Below are 20,393 nucleotides of genomic sequence, written 5' to 3'. Positions count from 1 at the left end.
AGGGAGTGCGGCCTACCTGTGCGGTGATCGACTTAGGGGCCATAGCGTACAACCTGGGGCAGATTCGCGCCAAGGTTGCGCCCGCGCGCATCATGGCCGTGGTCAAGGCCAATGCCTACGGCCATGGCGCCCTGGAGGTGGCGACCACCGCGCTGGCCAGCGGCGCAAGTTACCTGGGCGTCGCCTTGGTGGAAGAGGGGATGGAGCTTCGCGCCGGAGGGGTGAAAGCGCCGATACTGGTCTTCGGCGGCACAGTCCCGGAACAGGCGCCGTTGTTTGTGGAAAATGACCTCACCGCTACCGTCTACACGCTCCAGGCGGCTGAGGCGTTGGCCGGGGTGGCTCGGCGGTTGGGGAAGACGGCCACCGTGCACGTGAAGATAGACACTGGCATGGGCCGCGTCGGGGTGGCCTGGGACGAAGCGCTCTCCTTTCTCCGCTGGCTCACCGCGCAACCAGGGCTGCGCGTGGAAGGGGTGTACACGCATCTTGCCACTTCTGACGAAAAAGACAAGGCGTTTGCCGAGCTGCAACTGGCGCGCTTTCGTCAAGTAGTGGACGGGGTAGAAGCCATGGGGCTGCGCTTGATAAAGCATGCCGCCAACAGCGGCGCCATTTTGGACATGCCGGAGAGCTACTTTGACATGGTGCGGCCGGGAGTGATGATGTACGGCTACTATCCGTCGCCCCACACCAGTCAAAGCGTGCCCCTGCGTCCGGCGATGACGTTTAAGACGAGGGTCCTCTTGGTGAAAAAGGTCGCGCGGGGCACCAGCATCAGCTACGGACGGCAGTTCATCGCCCCACGGCCGACCACCATCGCCACGCTGCCTGTGGGCTATGCCGACGGCTACAACAGGTTGCTCTCCAACCGTGGCGAAGTGCTCATCCGTGGCAGGCGCTACCCGGTGGTCGGCAGAGTGTGCATGGACCAGATTATGGTGGACCTTGGGCCGGAAAGCGACGTCCAGCCCGGCGAGGAGGTCGTGCTCTTTGGCCGCCAGGGCGATGAGGAAGTGAGCGTGTATTGGATCTGCGAGAAGCTGGGGACAATCCCCTACGAGGTGACCTGCTGGGTGTCGGCGCGAGTGCCAAGGGTCTCCACGCGCGGCGGCCCGCTCAATGGTGACGGAGATGAGCAAAGAGCCTGAGGAAAATGTTGTCACAACTGCTGCCGTAGAGCTGAATGAAGTGATGAGGGTGCGCCGGCAGAAGCTTGCCAAGTTGGCGGAGCTGTCGGTGAACCCCTACCCTTACCATTTCCGCCGCACCGCGGTGGCCCAGCAGGTACTCGCCGATTTTCCCAGCTACGAGGGCAAAGAGGTGGCGCTGGCCGGGCGCGTCATGTCCCTGCGACGGATGGGGAAAGCCGCCTTTGCGCACATCGCCGACGCTTCCGGCAAGATGCAGATTTACCTCAGAGTGGATCAGGTCGGCGAGGCCGCTTACCAGGTGTTTGATCTGGTGGATATCGGCGATATTGTCGGGGTCAGAGGCCAGGTCTTCCGCACCAAGACAGGCGAGATCACGGTCTTGGTCAAAGAGTTCCAGCTCCTGGCGAAAAGCCTGCGCCCGCTCCCGGTGGTCAAGGAGCGGGAGGTCGATGGCCAGCGCCAGGTCTTTGACCAGTTCGCCGATGTGGAGCTCCGCTACCGCCAGCGCTACGTGGACCTGGTGGTGAACCCGCAGGTGCGCGAGGTGTTCATCAAGCGCACGCAGATCGTGCGCGCCATGCGCAAGTTCTTGGACGAGCGCGGCTATCTGGAAGTGGAGACGCCTATCTTGCAGCCCATCTACGGCGGGGCCTCGGCGCGACCGTTCGTCACCCACCACAACGCGCTGGACATGAAGCTCTACCTGCGCATCGCCGACGAGCTCTACCTGAAACGGCTCATCGTGGGCGGCTTTGAAGGGGTCTACGAGATCGGCAAGGACTTTCGCAACGAGGGGATGGATCGCTCGCACAACCCCGAGTTCACCATGATGGAGCTCTACGTGGCCTACGAAGACTACTACTTCATGATGGAGCTGGTGGAGCAGATGGTGAGCACCATTGCCGAGGAGGTCACGGGTAGCACCACCGTGGTCTATCAAGGGCAGCGCATCGACCTCAAGCCGCCGTGGCGCCGGCTGAAGATGTTCGACGCCCTGCGCCACTACACCGGCAAGGAGCTGTACGACAAGAGCGCGGAGGAACTGCGGGGGATCGCCGCCGAGCTCGGGGTGGAGGCGGAGCACTTCTGGGACAGGGGAAAAATCATCGATGAGCTGTTTAGCCAATTTGTGGAACCCCACCTCATCCAGCCGACCTTCGTCATGGACTACCCCATCGAGCTCTCCCCACTGGCCAAGAAGCACCGCGACGATCCTCGGTTGGTGGAGCGCTTTGAACCCTACATCGCCGGGCAGGAGATCGGCAACGCCTTCTCGGAGTTGAACGACCCCATTGACCAGTCGGCCCGCTTTCAGGCGCAGATGCGCCTGCGCGAGGCGGGCCTGGAGGAAGCGCAAGTCATGGACCAGGACTATATCCGAGCCCTGGAGTACGGGATGCCGCCTACTGCCGGCCTGGGCATCGGCGTCGACCGCCTGGTCATGCTTCTCACAGACGCGCACTCGCTGCGGGATGTGATCTTTTTCCCGCACATGCGACCGGAGCACTGAGCGGGCCATGAACTACGAGCTGCTCATCGCCAGCCGCCACCTGCGCTCCAAGCGCCGCACCGGCTTCGTCTCGCTGATCACTTACATCTCGGTGTTCGGCGTGATGATCGGTGTGGCGGCGCTGATCATTGTCCTCTCGGTCATGAACGGCTTCGAAAGTGAGGTGCGTTCTCGCATCGTCGGCTTTGACGCGCACGTGCGCGTGGGCACCTACCACGACCGTGGCATCGAGGACTATGGCCAGGTGATTCGCCAGATCCAGGACATACCGCACACTCTGGGCATCTCTCCCTACATCGTGGAAAAGGGCCTGATCCGTTCAGCCGAGAGCAGTGGCGAAGGCCTGGTGGTCAAAGGGGTGGATCCGGAGACGGTGGTCAAGGTCTCGGACTTGCAGCGGAACATCGTCTACGGCAAGCTCGACTTGGGCATGGCCGAAGGCCCTGAGGGAGAGCGACCCCTCCCTGGCATTGTCCTGGGTTTCAACTTGGCAGACAAGCTCGTGGTAGGAGTCGGCGATAAGGTCACCATCATCAGTCCGGTGGGGGTCACGGGCATGTTCGGCCCCATGCCTCCGGTGATGCAGTTTCGGGTGACCGGCTACTTCCAGACAGGTCTGTATCAGTACGACGATACCTTTGCCTACATCTCGTTAGAGTCCGCGCAGAAGCTCTTCAAGATGGGGCAAGGGGTCACCGGGCTGGAGTTGCGGCTGGACAACCTGTCCAGCGCGCGCTGGGTGGCGCAGCAGATCGACAGCCGCCTGGGGTATCCGTACCGCACTACCACCTGGTTTGACATGAACCGCAACCTCTTCTCGTGGATGCAGATCGAAAAGTGGGCAGCCTTCATCGTCCTCAGCCTGATCATCATGGTTGCCGCCTTCAATATCGCCAGCACCTTGATCATGATTGTCTTGGAGAAGACCAAGGAGATCGGCATCCTCAAATCGATGGGGGCCACGGCGCAGAGCATCATGAAGATCTTTGTGTTCGAGGGTCTCATCACTGGCGTGGTGGGCACGGTACTGGGCTGTGTCGCCGGCTATGTGCTTTGCTGGTCGCAATTGGAGTACAAGTGGTTCTCGTTGCCCGGTGACGTCTACATCATCAACTTTTTGCCGGTACTCATGAGGTGGACGGACTTTGTGTGGGTGAGTTTAGCGGCGATTCTCATCAGCTATTTGGCGACCCTGTACCCGGCGTGGAAGGCATCGCGCCTGGATCCCGTGCAGGCTATACGATACGAGTAGGAGATGGCGCAGCGTAGAGCGATCCTGAGCACGACGAACCTTCACAAGAGCTACCCCATTGGGCGGGGGAGCCTGCATGTGTTGAAAGGGATCGACCTGGAAGTCTTGGAGGGGGAGATCGTGGTGGTGGTGGGGCCCTCGGGAGTAGGGAAAAGCACCTTGCTCCACATCCTGGGGGCTTTGGATCGGCCGACGGAGGGGCGCGTGCTCATCGATGGGCACGACGTGTTCAGCCTGGACGACCGCCGGCTGGCAGAGTTTCGCAACAAGCGCGCGGGGTTTGTGTTTCAGTTCCACCACCTGCTGCCGGAGCTCACGGCGCTGGAGAATGTGATCCTGCCAGGCTTGATCGCCGGGCGCTCGCGGCGGGAGTTGGAGGACGTGGGGATGACCCTTCTGGCCGAGGTAGGTCTGGAGCAGCGTGCCGCCCACCGGCCGTCGGAGCTCTCTGGGGGCGAACAGCAACGCGTGGCGGTGGCCCGAGCGCTCATCAACAGGCCGCAGCTGATCTTAGCCGATGAGCCGTCGGGAAACTTGGACCTGCAGTCCAGTCGCGCCCTGAATGCCCTGATGTGGGAACTGAGCAGGAAACACAATCGCACCCTCATCATCGTGACGCACAACTTGGAACTGGCGCGCCAGGCAGACCGGGTGATCGAACTCTATGACGGGCGCATCAAGAACAACGTGGTGGCGAACCGCTCATGATTGTGTGTGACCTGTGTGGCGTCAACCCGGCCACGCTCAAATTGACCCAGGTCATCAATGACGAGCACACCGAGCTCCACCTCTGCAAGCAGTGCGCGGAGGAGAAGGGCTTGGCCATTCCCTTTGGCGCTTTGCCCTCCACCTTTGGCGCCATGATTGTGGGGTTTCTCGGTACGCAGTTACCGACGAGCACGCGCACGGTAGGCTCGCTGAAGTGCCAAGGGTGTGGCATCACCAAAGAGGACTTTGAGCGGACTGCACTCCTTGGCTGCGCCCAGTGCTATGAAACTTTCCGTGAAGACCTCAAGTTTATCTTGCGGCGCATCCACGGGAGCAATAAGCACATCGGTATGCGGCCGCCAGCGTTACGCGATGCCGTGGAGCACCCGGACATTGAGCGGCTGCGGCAGCAGTTGGCCGAGGCAGTGGCTAGGGAGGAGTTTGAGGAGGCGGCGCGCCTCAGGGACCTGATCACCGATCTGGAGACCCAGCGTGGCAGGTCGAAGCATGGGGAGCAGTGAAGAGGACAAAGAGGCGCAGGCCAGAACAAGGGCAAGCGCGGCGGTTGCCGTCCTGGAAGGCCAGCTCTGTGCGTGGCTGGACGGGAGCGGGCCGGAGGCCGACATAATCATCACCAGTCGCGTGCGACTGGCCCGCAACTTGCACGGTCTTCGCTTCCCTGGAGCCGCCCCTGCCGAGGAGCGGGAAAGCGTCTGCCGCCAGGTGGCTGAGGCGATGGCCACAAGCCGGGCGCTGCGGCAGACGCTGCACGTGCGGCTGGATGAGCTCTCCGCCCTGGATAGGCGCTTCCTCATGGAGCGGCGCCTGGTGAGCTCGCAGTCTGCCGAGCGCCCCGAGCAGGCCGTAGTGTTCGCGGACCGGACGCAGACCCTTGCGGTGATGGTCAACGAGGAGGACCACTTGCGCCTGCAGGCCATCGCCTCCGGTCTGCAGATCGAAGAGGCGTGGGAAGCGGTGCGCACGCTGGACGACGAGCTCGGCGAGCAGCTCGACTATGCCTTCTCCGAGCAGTTTGGCTACCTGACAGCCTGCCCCACCAACACCGGCACAGGGATGCGCGTGTCCATCTTCGCCCATCTGCCGGCATTGGCGCTGCTTGAGGAGGTCGACAAGGCGCTCAAGGAGTTTGCGGGGAGCGAGATTACCGTGCGTGGCTTCTATGGCGAGGGGAGCCGCGTGCAAGGGAACATCTTCCAGATCTCCAACCAGCTCACCTTAGGGCGGGCGGAGAAGGCGATCATCAAGCGCGTGCGCAACATTGCCGAGCGCCTCGTGGGCTTGGAGCGGGAAGCGCGGGCGCGATTGCTGCAGCAGCGCCCTTTGCGGGTCAGGGACCTGGTGTACCGCGCGCGGGCACTGTTGCAGCACGCACAGCTGATTTCCTCGCTGGAGCTCATGAATCTCCTGCCGGCAGTGCGCGTGGGGAGCGAGCTGGGGCTATTGCCGCCTATCCCCCGCAGGCGGCTCAACGAGCTCCTGGTGATTGCCCTGCCGGCGCATTTGCAAAAGCGCGCGGGCAAAGAGATGGACAACGAAGAGCGCGATGCCTATCGCGCGCAGTTTGTCCGCGACTATCTGGAGGTGTGACAGGGAGCATTCCTCCGGCGTGGCATAGCGCATTTGCATGGGGGGTGGACATAATGGAGTTGGTGCCATGAGAAACAACTTTTCGCAGCGGGTGCAACGGGTCATCCAGTTGTCCAGGGACGAAGCCAGGCGGCTGGGGCACGATCACATCGGCACCGAGCACCTTCTGCTCGGTCTGATTCGCGAGGGCGAAGGGCTTGCCGTGACCATCTTGCAGCGCCTGGGCTGCGACTTGGACGAAATCCGCAGCGCCGTGGAGGATGCCGTGGGCGTGACGGGCGAGACTACCACCTACGGTAATATCCCCTTCACCCGCCGGGCTGAGAAGGCCCTCAAGATGGCCTACAATGAGGCCGAACGATATCGCTCGGACATCATCGGCACTGAGCACCTGCTGCTGGCCCTGGTCAAAGAGCGCGACGATGTTGGCAGCCAGGTGCTGCACACCTTTGATGTGACCTATGAGGCAGTAGCCCAGGAGTTGGAGAGTATCATGCAAGGCGAAATGTCTTCCGACAAGGAACTGTCGTCACAACGCGGTTCCAAGACACCGGCGCTTGACCATTTTGGTCGCGACCTCACCGAGTTGGGGCGCCGGGGGGAGCTTGACCCAATTATCGGTCGCGACGAGGAGATTCAGCGGGTGGCGCAGGTGTTGAGCCGGCGCAAGAAGAACAACCCGGTGCTCATCGGCGAGCCGGGGGTGGGCAAGACGGCCATCGCTGAGGGCCTGGCCCTGCGCATCGTGCAGAAGAAGGTGCCGCGTGTCCTGCACAACAAGAGGGTGGTCACCCTCGACTTAGGGGCCATCGTGGCGGGCACCAAGTACCGCGGCCAGTTCGAGGAGCGCATGAAGGCCATCATGAACGAGCTGGTCAAGGCCAAGGACGTCATCCTGTTCATCGACGAGCTGCACACCATCGTCGGTGCAGGCAGCGCCTCCGGCTCACTGGACGCCTCCAATATGTTCAAGCCCGCCCTCTCTCGTGGCGAGCTGCAGTGCATCGGCGCCACCACCTTGGACGAGTATCGGCAGTACATCGAGAAGGATGGGGCATTGGATCGCCGCTTCCAGAAGATCATGGTCGATCCGCCCACGCCCGAGGAGACCCTGCAGATTCTCAAGGGCCTGCAGGACCGCTACGAGAAGCACCACCATGTGAAGTACACCGACAAGGCGATCGAGGCGGCGGTGCGGCTGTCGGAGCGCTACATCACCGACCGCTATCTGCCGGACAAGGCCATCGATGTCATGGACGAGGCAGGGGCACGCGTGCACCTGAACAACATCGTCGTCCCCAAGGCCATCACCGAGCTGGAGGAAAAGGTCAAGCGCCTGCAGAGCGAAAAGGAAGCGGTGGTGGCCAGCCAGAACTTTGAGCGCGCGGCGGTGCTGCGCGACCAAGAGAAGCGGCTGATGCGCGAGCTGGAGGAGGCGCGCAAGAAGTGGGAGGAGGAGGACCAGAAGATCGTGGCCACTGTGCCCGAGGAGGAGATTGCTGCCGTGGTCTCTATGATGACCGGCATTCCCGTGCAGAAGGTGGCGCAGTCCGAGTCGGAGCGTCTCCTGCGCATGGAGGACGAGTTGCGCCAGCGCATCATCGGGCAGGATGAAGTGATCCGCGTGCTGACCAAGGCCATCCAACGCACGCGCGCCGGGCTCAAGGACCCCAACCGGCCTATCGGCTCCTTTATCTTCCTCGGCCCCACTGGCGTGGGCAAGACGCAACTGGCCAAAGAACTGGCGCGTTACCTCTTCGAGAGCGAGCAGGCCCTCATTCGCATCGACATGTCCGAGTACATGGAAAAGTTCTCCGTCTCGCGGCTCACCGGCGCACCTCCGGGCTACGTCGGCTACGAAGAGGGTGGACAGCTCACCGAGAAAGTGCGCCGCCACCCCTACTCGGTGGTGCTCTTTGACGAGATCGAGAAGGCTCACCCGGACGTCTTCAACATCCTGCTGCAGATTTTGGACGACGGTCGGCTCACCGACGGCCTGGGGCGGCAAGTCGACTTTAAGAACACCATCCTCATCATGACCTCCAACATTGGTGCGCGCGAGATTCGCAAGACCGGCGGCTTCGGCTTCTCCAAGGGCGATGAGCGCTCCGACTATGAGAGCATGAAGAAGCGCATCATGGACGAGGTGAAGCGCATCTTCAACCCGGAATTCTTAAACAGGGTGGACGAAATCGTCGTCTTCCGAGCGCTCAACCTCAACGACATGGTCAAGATCGTCGACATCTTGATTGCGGAGATGGCCACGAAGCTGAAGGACCGGGACATCGAGGTGGAGTTGACCAAGGGCGCACGGGAGCTGCTGGCCACGAAGGGCTTCGACCCGGTTTTTGGCGCGCGCCCGCTGCGGCGAACCATCCAGAAGATGGTGGAAGACCCCATTGCCGAGGAGATCTTGCGCGGCAGGTTTGGTGACGGCAGCCGCATTCGCATCGGCCACAAAGGGGGAAACCTGACCTTCACCGAGATCGGCCGCAAGCCGGTGCGCCGGGACGGCCCGCGCGAGGAGGGGCGCACCGAGGCGGTGAGCAATTGAGCCCTGCGTGCAGGGGCGGCAGGCACGAGCATTCGTTCCGCAACGCCCGTCCGAGAGCGCTGACCCTGGGACGGGCGCTCTTTTTTGCCGGTAACGCCGGCGGCTCATGGCCCGACCCGGGCACCGAGCCCAGGGGGCCAAGAAAGACTTGACAATTGCCGGGCGCTTCCTTACATTTACTCGCCTGATGAACACTGGATCGCGCCGAAGATGATTTCTGTGCCTCATGCTGCGTTCATTGCTGATGCGCACCTGCGCGGGGGTGGCAGCGCGACTGAAGAGGAAAAGGCAGCGCGGCTGCATAACTTCCTCGCACAGGCGGCCCCATGCTTTGCCATGCTCTGCATCTGTGGTGACCTGTTTGACTTCTGGTTCGAGTATCGGCGCGTAGTGGTCAACCGCTACTTCCGCACGCTGTGCGCGCTGTCTGAGCTGGTGCGCTCAGGTACCGAGGTGCACTATGTGGCGGGCAACCACGATTTCTGGATGCGCGATTTTCTCACGCGCGAAGTAGGTGTGACCGTGCACCCGCAAGACTTCCAGGCGACGGTGGCCGGGCAGAGGGTCTTTGTCTCCCACGGGGACGGTCTCTACACCAAGGACCGCGGCTACCGCCTGCTAAAGCGCGTGCTGCAAAACAGGATCGCCACCGCCCTGTACCGGGCGGTCCACCCCGACGTGGGAGTGCCCATCGCCGAGTTCTTTTCGGAGCTCAGTCGCAACCATGGCGCGCAGCGGGAGTTCTCCGCGCACGAGGATTATCGCGCCTTTGCGCAGCAGACGCTTCGGCAGGGGTTCGACGTCGTAGTTTTGGCCCACACCCACGAGCCGGTGTGCCAGCAGCTTGACGGCGGGGTGTATCTCAACCCCGGGGACTGGATCAGGCACTTTTCCTTCGGCGTGATTGACCAGGGAGGGATCTGGCTCAAGAGGTGGTCAGCAGAGCAAGGTGCCGTAGACGTGGCGCAGGTGGCGCTCCCGGTGGCTGCGCCATAAGCGTGGTGCCTCAGCGGGCGCCCTTTGGGTCGACCTGTTCCAGCCGCTTGGTGCTGCCCGTGAAGGCGATTTTTGTGAGGAGCGAGAAAGCAGAAGCGCGCCAACATGGCGGCGCTCCATTTTGATAGCGAGGTTTTATGAGAAGGAAGTTCCGACGTTCATTGCAGGCGACAGTTTTGCGCGATAGGGGCAATGACCAACGCGGGCCCACGTGGCGGCGCCCGCTTGGCATAGCCCTCCTTGTGCTCATCTTGGGTATCGCGGCATATCTGCTTGCCCTCACGCGGCAGTTGCCTTCGTTGAAGCAACTGGAAGAATATAGTCCCGAACTTTCCACCAAGCTGTACGCCGCGGACGGGCAGGTGTTCAAGGAGTTCTACGTCAAGAACAGGGTGTTGGTGCCCTTGGCGAGCATGCCGGACTATGTGTGGAAAAGCGTGCTGGCCTCGGAGGACCACCGCTTCTTCCGTCACTGGGGAGTGGTGCCGCGGCGTTGGGTAAAGGCCGCGCTCAGCGGCGTGCTGCGCATGAGGACGCCGCGCGGGGTCAGCACGCTCACGCAACAACTGGCTCGCGACCTCTACCTGACCAAGGAAAAATCCATCAGCCGGAAGATCAAAGAGATTTTCACCGCGATCCAGATCGAGCGCACCTACAGCAAGCGCGAGATTCTGGAGATGTACCTCAATCAGTCCTACCTGGGGCCCGGCGTCTACGGTGTGGAGGCGGCTGCGACCTATTACTTCGGCAAGCACGTCCAGGAGGTCACGTTGCCTGAGGCCGCGCTCCTCACTGCTCTCTTGCCCAATGCCGGGTACTATTCGCCCTTCAGGTACCCGGAGCGCGCCCTGAGCCGCCGCAATCTGGTCTTGCGGCGCATGCGGGATCTCAAGTACATCAGCGAGGAAGAGTACCGGGCGGCAATAGAGGCACCTCTGGGTGTGGTGAGCCGGGAGCCAATGGAGCAGGAGTTGGCCCCTTACTTTGCCGAGCACGTCCGGCGCGAGCTCATTGCGCGCTATGGCATGGATATCTACACTGGTGGCTTGCGTGTGTTCACCACGCTGGACACGAGAGTGCAAGCGTGCGCCAATCGCGCCATTGCCGCGCACATCCCCACCGTGGAAGCGCGGCAACGCGCTTGGATTCTCGCGCACCCGGAGACTGAGTTCGCCAAGTTGGTGCCGCCCTCGCTGCTGAAGAAGGCCGGCTTGCGCACCCTCATGCGGGATCGCGCCTTGGTGGACTCGCTTCTCAACGAGAAGGCTAAGGTGCAGGTGGCGCTGGTGGCGCTGGAGCCGAACACTGGGTACATCCTGGCCATGGTCGGCGGGCGCGATTTTCGCGAATCGGAGTTCAATCGCGCCACACAGGCGCACCGGCAGCCCGGCTCGGCCTTCAAGCCGTTCGTCTACCTGGCGGCCATCGACAACGGCTATCCGCCGTGCTATGAGCTGCTCAACCAGCCGGTGGTGCTGGACGTGCCCGGGGGCAAGCGCTGGACGCCCTCAAACTACGACGGTTCCGTGGGGGGCAAGACCACCTTGCGCGAGGCCCTCGCCAGGTCGTTGAACCTGGTCACCGCACGCTTGATCCTGGAGGCGGTTCCCCCGGAGGTGGTGGTGGAATACGCCAAGCGGCTCGGCATCAGCACGCCTCTTTTGCCGGTGCCGGCCCTGGCGCTCGGCGCAGAGACGGTTATTCCCATCGAAATGGTGGCTGCCTTCGCGGCCTTCGGCAACAAGGGCGTGTTGATGCGCCCGCTGGCCATCCTGCGCGTTGAGGACAAGTTCGGCAATGTGCTGGAAGAGTACCACCCGGTGCCACAGGAAGTGCTGTCCGAGAGGAGCGCCTACATCATCACCGACATGATGCGCGACGTGCTGGATATGGGTCGGGGCACCGGGCGTCTGGCGCGCACCGTGTACGGCTTTACCCGGCCGGCAGCTGGCAAAACCGGCACCACCAACGACTTCTCCGATGCCTGGTTCATCGGCTTCACGCCGCAAATTGCCGCCGGCGTATGGGTGGGAGTCGATGACCCGTCTGTGACATTGGGCGGCGGTCAGTCCGGGGCGGTGGCGGCGCTCCCCATCTGGGCCCCTTTCATGAGGGCAGCGCACGACACCTTGCAACTCCCGGTCGAAGACTTTGTCATGCCCGAGTCGGTGGTGCGGGTGGAAATCTGCAACGAGACCAAACTCTTGGCTACGGAGAGCTGCCCGGAGATCGTCACGGAGGTGTTTCCGCGCGAACAGGCCCCGAGTGCCTACTGCAACAAGCACAGTGGCGCCCCGCTGCGCGACCAAGGGGCGCCTGACCAGGCCAGCAAGCGGAAGATCCGTTTCTAAGGTTGAACTCTGGCAAGAAGGGGGATCGGGTTCTGAGCACTTAGCCCACCACGAGCCCCGCTCATGAGCATTCGGCGGAGAGAGATCGGGCGCGATGGCCATGGGGAGACGGCTACAGACGTAGTCCAGCCGAGGCGGCAATCGCTCCAGCCTCGCCGGCAGACCTTTGCCCTTCCGCACGATGCCGTCATGTGCGCCACGTTAAGACAAGGAGGATGGACGATGAAGCGGCCCGTAGTTGCTGCACTGCTGGCTTTGCTCATTGGTAGCGGCACAAGCTGGGTCGCCCGCAGTTCGCCCCAGGAGCCGTTTGCAGCGGTGGCCACCACCCCGAAGGGGCCAGTGGCCTCGCTCGCGGATTGTCGCAGCATCGTGGTCACTTTCAACCAGCCGATGGTTCCCCTGCAGGCCCTCGGTGAGGTGGCGACCGAGGGCCCGCTGCTCATCGAACCGCCTCTTGCCGGCACGTACCGCTGGCTGGGCACAACCTCGCTCGCCTTTGTGCCAAAGGATACTCTGCCGTATGCCACGCGCTTCGCAGTGAAAGTGCCGGCGGGTGTCACGGCGCTCAGCGGCGAGCGCCTCGCCCAGGAAGTGGCGTGGGAATTCGAGACACCGCGCCCCCTGCTTACCAGCGTGCAGCCGGAGGACGGCGCTTCCGGGGTGCTCCTTGAGGAGGCTGTGGTTCTCTTCTTCAACATCCCCATGGCGCCGGACAGGGCCAGGCCGTATCTGAGCTGGAGCGAGGAAAAGACCGGGCGCGCAATCTCCTTCACGGTTTCTCACCCCCGTGCTGACGAAATCGAGGGCGATTGGCGTGTACGAGGCGACAGTTCCAGGGTCCTCATGCTGCGGCCGAAAGCGCCTCTGCGGCGCCAGACCGCGTACGTGGTTCTGCTCAAAGAGGGGTTGTTGGCTGCGGAGGGCTCTCTCGGTCTTTTTCGCGAGCAAAGGATCAGGTTCCAGACGTACGGCGACTTGCGCCTGGTGGAGCTGAGGGAACAGGTCGGTCATGACCCTCAACAGCCGCTTTCCTTCAAGTTCAGCAACCCGGTTACTCCTGCGGAGCTGGTCAGGCATCTCCACTTTTCGCCGCCAGTCGAGATCCCAGAGAGCTACTTCGAGCGCACCTATTATCTCCAGACTGTGGAACTATGGTTCCCCCTTCTCCCGGACACGGCCTACCAGGTAGTCATCGATGATTCGCTCACCGACGCCTACGGCAATCGCTTGGTGGGCGCGGCGCGACTGCGCGTGACCACCGGTCCCTACCCCAGCCGTCTGATCATGACCTCCGGCCCGGGCGTGTTGGAGGCGGTGGGCGACCGCCGCTATCCTCTGGAGTACGTGAACCTGCCCAGTGTGCGCCTGCAATTGGCGAAGGTGGTGCCCGATTCTCTGATCCCTCTCTTGCTCCAGCCGGAGCTGTTCAACTCGAGTTTTACCAGACCGGCGAGCTCTTTCCTCGTGGACCGCATCTGGAAGTTGCCGGGCAAGCGCAACGAGCGCAAATTGGTGCCCATCAACGTGGACTGGGTGCTGGCCGGTGCTCCCCACGGGCTGGTGTTCATTCAGGTGGACAACCAGCTTCCCGACCCACGTCACGAGGTGTGCAAGGCCTTGCTGCAGGTGACCGAGCTGGGGGTCACCGCCAAGTTCTCGCCCTACGACGTCTTGGTGTACGTGACCCGCCTGGCCGACGCCTCCCCTGTGCCAGGAGCAGTGGTTGAGCTGCGGGGCGATGACAACCGGGTGTACTACCAGGCGACTACTGAGGCCCAAGGGTTGGCCACTGCCCCCGGCTGGAAACGGCTGGGCATTATGCCGAAGCAGGCGTGGGAGAAGCCTCGGCTGTGGGTACTTGTCTACCACGGGCGGGACGTGGCCTATACCGCCTCGGATTGGGGAACCGGTATCTACCCCTACCGGTTTGGCATCGACTATGACTGGCAAGCTGAGCCGCAGCGCTTTCAGGGAATCCTGTTCGCGGACCGCAGCATCTATCGCGCCGGCGATACGGTGCACGTCAAATGCGTGATTCGCGAGAAGGTGCGTGAGGAGTGGCAGGTCCCCGCACGCCTCCGCCCGCAGGTCAAGGTCTTCGACTCGCGCGGCGAAGTGGTCTGGGACAAGCCCGTCGCCTTGAACGCGTTCGGTTCCTTGGCATTGGACTACGCGGTGCCAGAGGGGGCCCCCCTCGGCTACTACCGGGTCACGGTGGACTCTTCCCGGGCTAAGCCCGCACAGGGCGTGTATGTTCAGCCAGTTGCGGAGGGTGTGTTCCGAGTGGAGGCATATCGTCCGGCAGAATGTGAGGTGAAGGTGCGCACCGAACGCGCGCAGTACATAGCCGGCGACACTCTCCACGCCACGGTCACCGGCGCCTACCTGTTCGGCGGGGCGATGTCACAGCAGCCAGTGGAGTGGTGGGTGCGCCTCTATCCGAGCAGCTTCTCGCCGCCTGGCTACGACGGCTACTTTTTCGGCGTCCAGGAGTGGATGATGGAGGAGGAAGAGCAGGCGGCAGAGCCGCGCACGCGCCTTCTCACTTCTGGTCAGGGCAAGCTGGACAATGCCGGCCTGTTGCGCGTTTCTGCACCTCTTGCCAGCCTCGGCCTCAAGGCACCTATGCAGGTCACCGTTTCCGCCGATGTGGAGAGCGCCAGCCGCCAGCACGTGAGTAGCTCCGCCACGGCCACACTCCATCCCGGAGAGTTCGCCCTCGGCATCCTGCTAAGCTCGACGATGGCGAGGGAAGGGCGGCCGCTTAACTACCAAGTGGTTGCCCTTGACGCCGACGGCAAGGTGGTGCCAGGGGTCAAGGTGCGGCTGACCCTGGCGAAGAGGCAATACCATTCGGTGCGCAAGGCCGGAGTGGGCGGGCGCTACGAGTGGATAAGCAAGGCGGTCAGCACGGTGGTGGATTCGGCATACGTGGTGACCGGCGAGGAGCCGCAGCAGCTTTCCTTCCTGCTCACCAGTGCGGGGAGCTACTTTTTGTGCGCCGAGGGGCAGGATGGCCGCGGCAACCAGGTCACCACCTGGGCGCCTGTCTATGCGACCGGCAGGCAGTACGTTGCCTGGCAGAGGCGCGATGACGACCTGCTGGAGCTGGTGGCCGAGCGCGCTTCCTACAAGCCAGGGGAGGTGGCCAGCATTCTGGTCAAGTCGCCCTTCGAGGAGGCAGAGGCCCTGGTGACCGTGGAGCGGGAGACCGTCCTCCGCCACTGGGTCCGCCACGTCAAGGGCACCGCGCCCAGGATAGAGATCCACCTGCAGGAGCAAGACTTGCCCAATGTGTTCGTTTCCGTCATTCTCCTCAAAGGACGGACTGCCAGCCACGTCTTCTCAGCAGAGGGTGAAGATGTGGGCAGACCGGCCTTCAAGATTGGCTATGTGGGGCTCAATGTCGATCCTGGCACCTGCCACCTGCAACTGGAGGTGCAGACTGACCGCACCTCCTACCGCCCGGGCCAGGAGGTGAGCGTGACCGTCAATCTGCGCGATGCAGCGGGGTCCCCAGTGCGCGGCGAGGTGGCACTGGCAGTGGTAGATGCAGCGGTGCTGAACCTCACTGGTTATCGCCTGCCCGATCCGTTCTTTGCTTTCTACGGGCCGCGCCCCCTCAGTGTGCAGACTGCCGAGACGCGCCTGCACGTGGTGGAACAGCGGAACTATGGCGAGAAGGGCGAGCATCGCGGCGGTGACGGCGGCGAGCTTCGGGGAGTTGCCGCCCAGGCCCTGCGCTCGCGCTTTGTGCTCACGCCCTACTGGAATCCCGAGCTGCTCACCGACGCCAACGGACAAGCGGTGGTCAGGTTTCGGCTGCCGGACAATCTGACGCGATACGTGGTCATGGCCGTGGCGCAGAGCAAGGACAGCCGCTTCGGTCGTGGCCAATGCGAGTTTGTCGTGAACAAGGAGCTCATGGTGCAGCCAGCACTGCCGAGATTCGCCCGGGTGGGAGATACCTTCGAAGCCGGGGCGATTATTCACAATCAGACGGCAACTGCCGGTGACGTGCAGGTGGCTGTGCAGGCGGAGGGCGTGCTCCTCAAGGACAGAACGACGGTTCAAGTCGCGGTTCTTCCAGGGCAGGCGAGGGAGGTGCGCTTTCCGGTTGAGGTGCAGAGGACAGGCAGGGCTACCTTCACCTTTTCGGCGCGCATGGGCGGGTTGAGCGATGCCGTGCGCGTAACAATTCCCCTCCAGGAGCCGCAGCCCAAAGAGAGCGTGGCCACCTCCGGGCGCACCGAGGGACGAGTGAGCGAGGCGGTAGAGGTGCCGGCGAACTCCATGCCCGGCATGGGGAGTCTTGAGGTCTCGGCTTCGTCCACGGCCATGACCGAGCTTGCGCCCGGTGCCGAGTATCTGTTCACCTATCCCTATGGTTGCCTTGAGCAGCGCGTCTCCTCAGTGCTGCCGATGATAGTCGCCGGCGACTTGGTGAGAGCTTTTGACTTGCCCGCTCTGGCGGGTGATGATTTTGCCGAGGTGGTCAACCGCACGTTGTGCGAGCTCCGGGCCTACCAGCTTCCAGACGGCGGCTTCTCCTACTGGCCGGGTGAGCGGCGGGTAGCGCCCTTTGTGTCGGCCTACGCCTTGCAAGCGCTGGTCGAGGCGCGCGCCCATGGCTACAAGGTGGACGAGCAAGTCCTGCGGCAGGGCCTGAAGTACTTGCGCGCCTTTCTCCGCGAAAAGCCGGGCACCTCGCCCTACACCCTGCCGGAGCGCGCATGGCTGACCAGCAAGGTGTTGGCCGCGTACGTGTTGGCCCGGGCCGGCGAGCCGGACAAGGCTTACCTGGACCACCTGTACGAACAGCGTGGGCGCTTGCCGCTCTTTGGCAAGGCTATGCTGCTCAGGGCTTTGGGGGCAGCCGGCATGGCCGAGGAGCGCCAGCAGGAGTTGGCCGAGGCACTCCTCAACAGCGTCCGGGTGGACCCTATCGCGGCACACTTCGAGGAAGAGCAGCCTGGCGAACTGGTGTGGATCTTCCATTCGGATGTGCGGACCACGGCCGTCGTGCTGGAGGCGCTGCTGGAAGCGCGGGGCGGCTTCCCACTGGACCATAAGGTCGTGCAGTGGCTGATGGCGCAGCGCAAAAATGGGCTGTGGCGCAGCACGCAGGAGAACGTGTTCGCGCTGATGGCGCTGGCCCGCTATTTTGCCATCTACGAGAAAGAGCCGGCCAATTTCAAAGCGGAAATACGCGTCGCCGGCAAGAGCCTGCTCAGCGAAACCTTTGCTGGACGAGACCTGGCGACCAGGCGGGCAACTGTGGGCCTGGATGAACTGGCCAAGGGGAAACGCCTGCCGGTGGAGGTGCAAAGGTCGGGAACGGGCCAGCTCTACTACGGCGTGCGCATGAACTATTACCCCAGCGCTCCCTTGCCCACAAGAGACGAGGGGCTCACCGTGGTGAAGGCCATCACTCCGCTCTCTGGACAGCCGCAGGGGCAAGTTCTCTCCTTTGCTCCAGGAACCCTGCTCAAGGTGGAGCTCAAAGTCATCACGCCGCAGGGTCGGACCTTTGTCGTGGTGGATGACCCGTTGCCGGCCGGGATGGAGGCGGTGGACATCTCCTTGCAGATGGCTGCGGCCGAGGCCGAACGGGTCGCAGAGCTGAGCTCCGGCGCATGGGAGGAGACCTCCTGGGGCGGCTTCAGCCACGTGGAGCTGCACGACGACCGGGTGCTGTTGTTCGCGGACTATCTGCGCGCAGGGGTGCACACTTACACGTACTTGGCGCGCGCCACCACCGTCGGCGACTTTGGCATGCCTGCCACCTGTGCATCGCAGATGTACGAACCAGAAGTCTTTGGGAGACGGGCAGGCACCCGTGTGCGCGTGCGGAGGACAGAATAGGCCATTGCATGATGGGGGCGGAGCAAGCCTTGGCCATGGGAGTGTGTCCAGACCAAAGTTGAAAAGATGGGCGGCAAGGGGCGTGGCTGGCGCTTTGGCGCTGATGCTGCTCGCCCTGTTCTTAAGCCCGCTGCCACGGGACCTTGCGCAGCGGAAAAGCGGCAGTAGCCTGCGCCTCACCGACCGCGAGGGCAGGCTGCTCCAGGAGCGCGTGCTCGGCTCTGGCGGCCGCGGGCAGTGGGTCGAACTGCGTGACGTCTCCCTCTACCTGGTTCAGGCGACGATTGCGGTGGAAGATCGGCGCTTCTTTCGCCACTGGGGCGTTGATCCGCTGGCTGTGATGCGCGCGACAACCCAAGCCCTCCGCTCTCGCCGAGTGGTCTCCGGCGCATCCACTCTCACCCAACAGCTTGTCCGGGCTGCGTACCACCTTCCGCGCCGCTGGTGGGCAAAGCCGGTGGAAATGGCCTTGGCTGTCAAGTTGGAGTTGACCCTCAGCAAGGAGGAGATACTTACCCAGTACCTGAATCGCGTGCCATACGGCAACGGAACTATCGGCGCGGAGGCTGCTGCCCGGCTGTACTTTGCCAAACCGGCACTGCACCTCACCTTGCCCGAAGCGGCCCTCCTTGCTGGGCTGCCGCAGGCGCCAGCCCGCTATGACCCGTACCGGAACCGCGATGCAGCCAAGAGGCGCCAAGAGCTCGTGCTACGGGCCATGCTCCGCTGCGGAGCCATAGACAGCGCCCGGTTTGCTGAGGCCCGCGCCGCAGAGCTCACCTTCAGCCCTGCGGAGCGCTCCCTCGCTGCACCGCACTTCTGCGACTGGCTGCTCGTCAACCGCAAGGCCCTCCACTTGCCCCATGCAGGCACGGTGAGGACAACCATCGACCTGCCGTTGCAGCAGAAGATCGAGCTGCTGCTGCGCAGCCACCTGCGGCTGCTGGCCGACAGGAACGTCACCAACGCTGCGGCCGTGATTCTGGACAATGAAGACGTTGCGGTACTGGCCATGGTCGGCTCGGCCGACTACTTTGACGAGCTCAACCACGGCCAAGTGAACGGCTGCCTCTGTCTGCGCCAGCCAGGATCCACCATCAAGCCCTTCACCTATGGCCTGGCGCTCGAGCATGGCCGCACCGCTGCGGATATTGTGCCGGACATCGAGACCCACGCAGCAACCGCTGGAGGCGATTTCCGCGTCCACAACTACGACCGTCTCTTCCACGGGCCGGTACGCCTGCGGGTGGCACTGGCCTGTTCTTACAATGTGCCGGCCGTGCGCTTGCTGGAGGAGCTGGGCACCGAGCTCCTTCTGGCTAAGCTCCGTGCCGCAGGTTTTGCCAGTCTCACCAAGCCGGCCACCTACTACGGCTTGGGGCTGACGCTGGGCAACGGCGAAGTGTCTCTGCTGGAGCTGACGCGGGCGTACTGCGCTTTAGCTCACGGCGGGTGGGTGCGCAGAGAAAAGGTATTGCTCGGCCAGCAAAACGCGGATTCCTCAAGGATCTTCGCGCCGCAAGTGGCCTATTTGCTGACCCACATTTTGGCCGACCGTGAGGCGAGGATGGGGGCCTTTGGCGAGGGGAACGCCTTGGAGCTGCCTTTCCCCTGTGCCGCCAAAACGGGGACCTCCAAGGACTATCGCGACAACTGGGCACTGGGTTACACCACGCGGTATACCGTGGGCGTCTGGGTCGGCAACTTTAGCGGCGAGGCGATGCACAAGGTGTCGGGCATTACCGGGGCCGGACTGCTTTTCCGCGACATTTTGCTTCTTCTCCACCGCGAGAATTGGCCGGCCCCCTTTGCTGCCCCGCCCGGTCTGGTCGAGCGCGAAATCTGCGCGCGCTCCGGGGAACGGCCTGGCCCCTATTGCCGGGGTACGGTGCGGGAGGTGTTCATCGCCGGCACAGAACCCACCCGCATGTGCTCCGTGCATCGCCCATTTGTGGTGCACGAGGCAGAACATCAGGCGATTGGCCGTGGCGGGCTTCAGGTGTACGAGGTCTGGCCACCTCTTTACGAGCGCTGGATGGTGGAGGCAGGTTTACCCAGGCCGCCGCGCGTTCCCGTGGCGCCGAGGGCGGAGCATTCTCCCACTGAGCCGCAGCTCCCGGTCATCACCTTCCCTGACAACGGCGACATCTACAAGGTCGATCCGGTGCTGCGGCCCGAGTATCAGACCCTGGACCTCGAGGCGGTGCTTCCCCAGGGCGTGAAGACTGTCTCCTGGTGGGTGAACGACTCCCTATGGTGCACCGTACAGCATCCGTTCCGGGCACGTTGGCGGCTGGTGCCGGGCAGGCATCGCTTCCAGGTCAGCGCAGAGACCGAGCACGGCGTGGTGGCGAGTAGTCCCGTGCACATTCTGGTGCTGTGAAAGTGGCGC

At 63.2% G+C, this 20,393-nt stretch carries 11 protein-coding genes; all 11 read left to right on the top strand.

What is annotated here, in order from left to right:
* Window positions 1–5 precede the first annotated feature (5 nt).
* Window positions 6–1,151, top strand: a complete 1,146-nt coding sequence (gene alr, locus NUW13_12375) for an alanine racemase (protein ID MCR4439812.1) — start codon at window positions 6–8, stop codon at window positions 1,149–1,151.
* Window positions 1,135–2,664 carry a lysine--tRNA ligase gene (gene lysS, locus NUW13_12370; GenBank protein ID MCR4439811.1) on the top strand — a complete coding sequence of 510 codons (1,530 nt, stop codon included), beginning with the start codon at window positions 1,135–1,137 and terminating at the stop codon, window positions 2,662–2,664. Before alr ends, lysS begins: the two co-directional genes overlap by 17 nt.
* A 7-nt stretch (window positions 2,665–2,671) precedes the next feature.
* A complete protein-coding gene (locus NUW13_12365) occupies window positions 2,672–3,916 on the top strand; it encodes a lipoprotein-releasing ABC transporter permease subunit (protein MCR4439810.1) in 1,245 nt (414 codons plus the stop codon).
* 3 nt (window positions 3,917–3,919) lie between these two features.
* A complete protein-coding gene (locus NUW13_12360; GenBank protein ID MCR4439809.1) occupies window positions 3,920–4,624 on the top strand; it encodes an ABC transporter ATP-binding protein in 705 nt (234 codons plus the stop codon).
* Window positions 4,621–5,145, top strand: coding sequence for a UvrB/UvrC motif-containing protein (locus tag NUW13_12355; GenBank protein ID MCR4439808.1), 525 nt, complete (start codon window positions 4,621–4,623; stop codon window positions 5,143–5,145). The genes NUW13_12360 and NUW13_12355 overlap by 4 nt, the downstream gene beginning before the upstream one ends.
* Complete coding sequence (locus tag NUW13_12350; GenBank protein MCR4439807.1) at window positions 5,117–6,232, top strand: protein arginine kinase; 1,116 nt, start codon at window positions 5,117–5,119, stop codon at window positions 6,230–6,232. Before NUW13_12355 ends, NUW13_12350 begins: the two co-directional genes overlap by 29 nt.
* Before the next feature lie 67 nt (window positions 6,233–6,299).
* Window positions 6,300–8,786 (top strand): ATP-dependent Clp protease ATP-binding subunit, encoded by a 2,487-nt coding sequence (locus NUW13_12345; protein MCR4439806.1) that lies wholly within the window; start codon window positions 6,300–6,302, stop codon window positions 8,784–8,786.
* 210 nt (window positions 8,787–8,996) lie between these two features.
* Complete coding sequence (locus NUW13_12340) at window positions 8,997–9,782, top strand: UDP-2,3-diacylglucosamine diphosphatase (GenBank protein ID MCR4439805.1); 786 nt, start codon at window positions 8,997–8,999, stop codon at window positions 9,780–9,782.
* A 137-nt stretch (window positions 9,783–9,919) separates the two neighbouring features.
* The gene (locus NUW13_12335; GenBank protein MCR4439804.1) at window positions 9,920–12,133 is read left to right on the top strand and encodes a PBP1A family penicillin-binding protein; all 2,214 of its coding nucleotides are present in this window, start codon (window positions 9,920–9,922) and stop codon (window positions 12,131–12,133) included.
* Between the two features lie 222 nt (window positions 12,134–12,355).
* A complete protein-coding gene (locus NUW13_12330; protein ID MCR4439803.1) occupies window positions 12,356–18,001 on the top strand; it encodes an MG2 domain-containing protein in 5,646 nt (1,881 codons plus the stop codon).
* A gap of 82 nt (window positions 18,002–18,083) precedes the next feature.
* Window positions 18,084–20,384, top strand: a complete 2,301-nt coding sequence (gene pbpC / locus NUW13_12325; protein ID MCR4439802.1) for a penicillin-binding protein 1C — start codon at window positions 18,084–18,086, stop codon at window positions 20,382–20,384.
* The last annotated feature ends 9 nt before the right edge of the window (window positions 20,385–20,393 follow it).

It is taken from the genome of candidate division KSB1 bacterium, from assembly GCA_024655945.1.
Taxonomy (GTDB): domain Bacteria; phylum Zhuqueibacterota; class Zhuqueibacteria; order JANLFK01; family Oleimicrobiaceae; genus Oleimicrobium.
The sequence above is the reverse complement of the archived record's forward strand: the minus strand, read 5'-3'. Positions and strand labels throughout refer to the sequence as shown.

Excerpts from the sequence above, each read along its gene's own strand:
- lysS (MCR4439811.1), top strand. The coding sequence starts at position 1,135 with ATGAGCAAAGAGCCTGAGGAAAATGTTGTCACAACTGCTGCCGTAGAG.
- NUW13_12365 (MCR4439810.1), top strand. The coding sequence starts at position 2,672 with ATGAACTACGAGCTGCTCATCGCCAGCCGCCACCTGCGCTCCAAGCGC.
- NUW13_12360 (MCR4439809.1), top strand. The coding sequence starts at position 3,920 with ATGGCGCAGCGTAGAGCGATCCTGAGCACGACGAACCTTCACAAGAGC.
- NUW13_12355 (MCR4439808.1), top strand. The coding sequence starts at position 4,621 with ATGATTGTGTGTGACCTGTGTGGCGTCAACCCGGCCACGCTCAAATTG.
- NUW13_12345 (MCR4439806.1), top strand. The coding sequence starts at position 6,300 with ATGAGAAACAACTTTTCGCAGCGGGTGCAACGGGTCATCCAGTTGTCC.
- NUW13_12340 (MCR4439805.1), top strand. The coding sequence starts at position 8,997 with ATGATTTCTGTGCCTCATGCTGCGTTCATTGCTGATGCGCACCTGCGC.
- NUW13_12335 (MCR4439804.1), top strand. The coding sequence starts at position 9,920 with ATGAGAAGGAAGTTCCGACGTTCATTGCAGGCGACAGTTTTGCGCGAT.
- NUW13_12330 (MCR4439803.1), top strand. The coding sequence starts at position 12,356 with ATGAAGCGGCCCGTAGTTGCTGCACTGCTGGCTTTGCTCATTGGTAGC.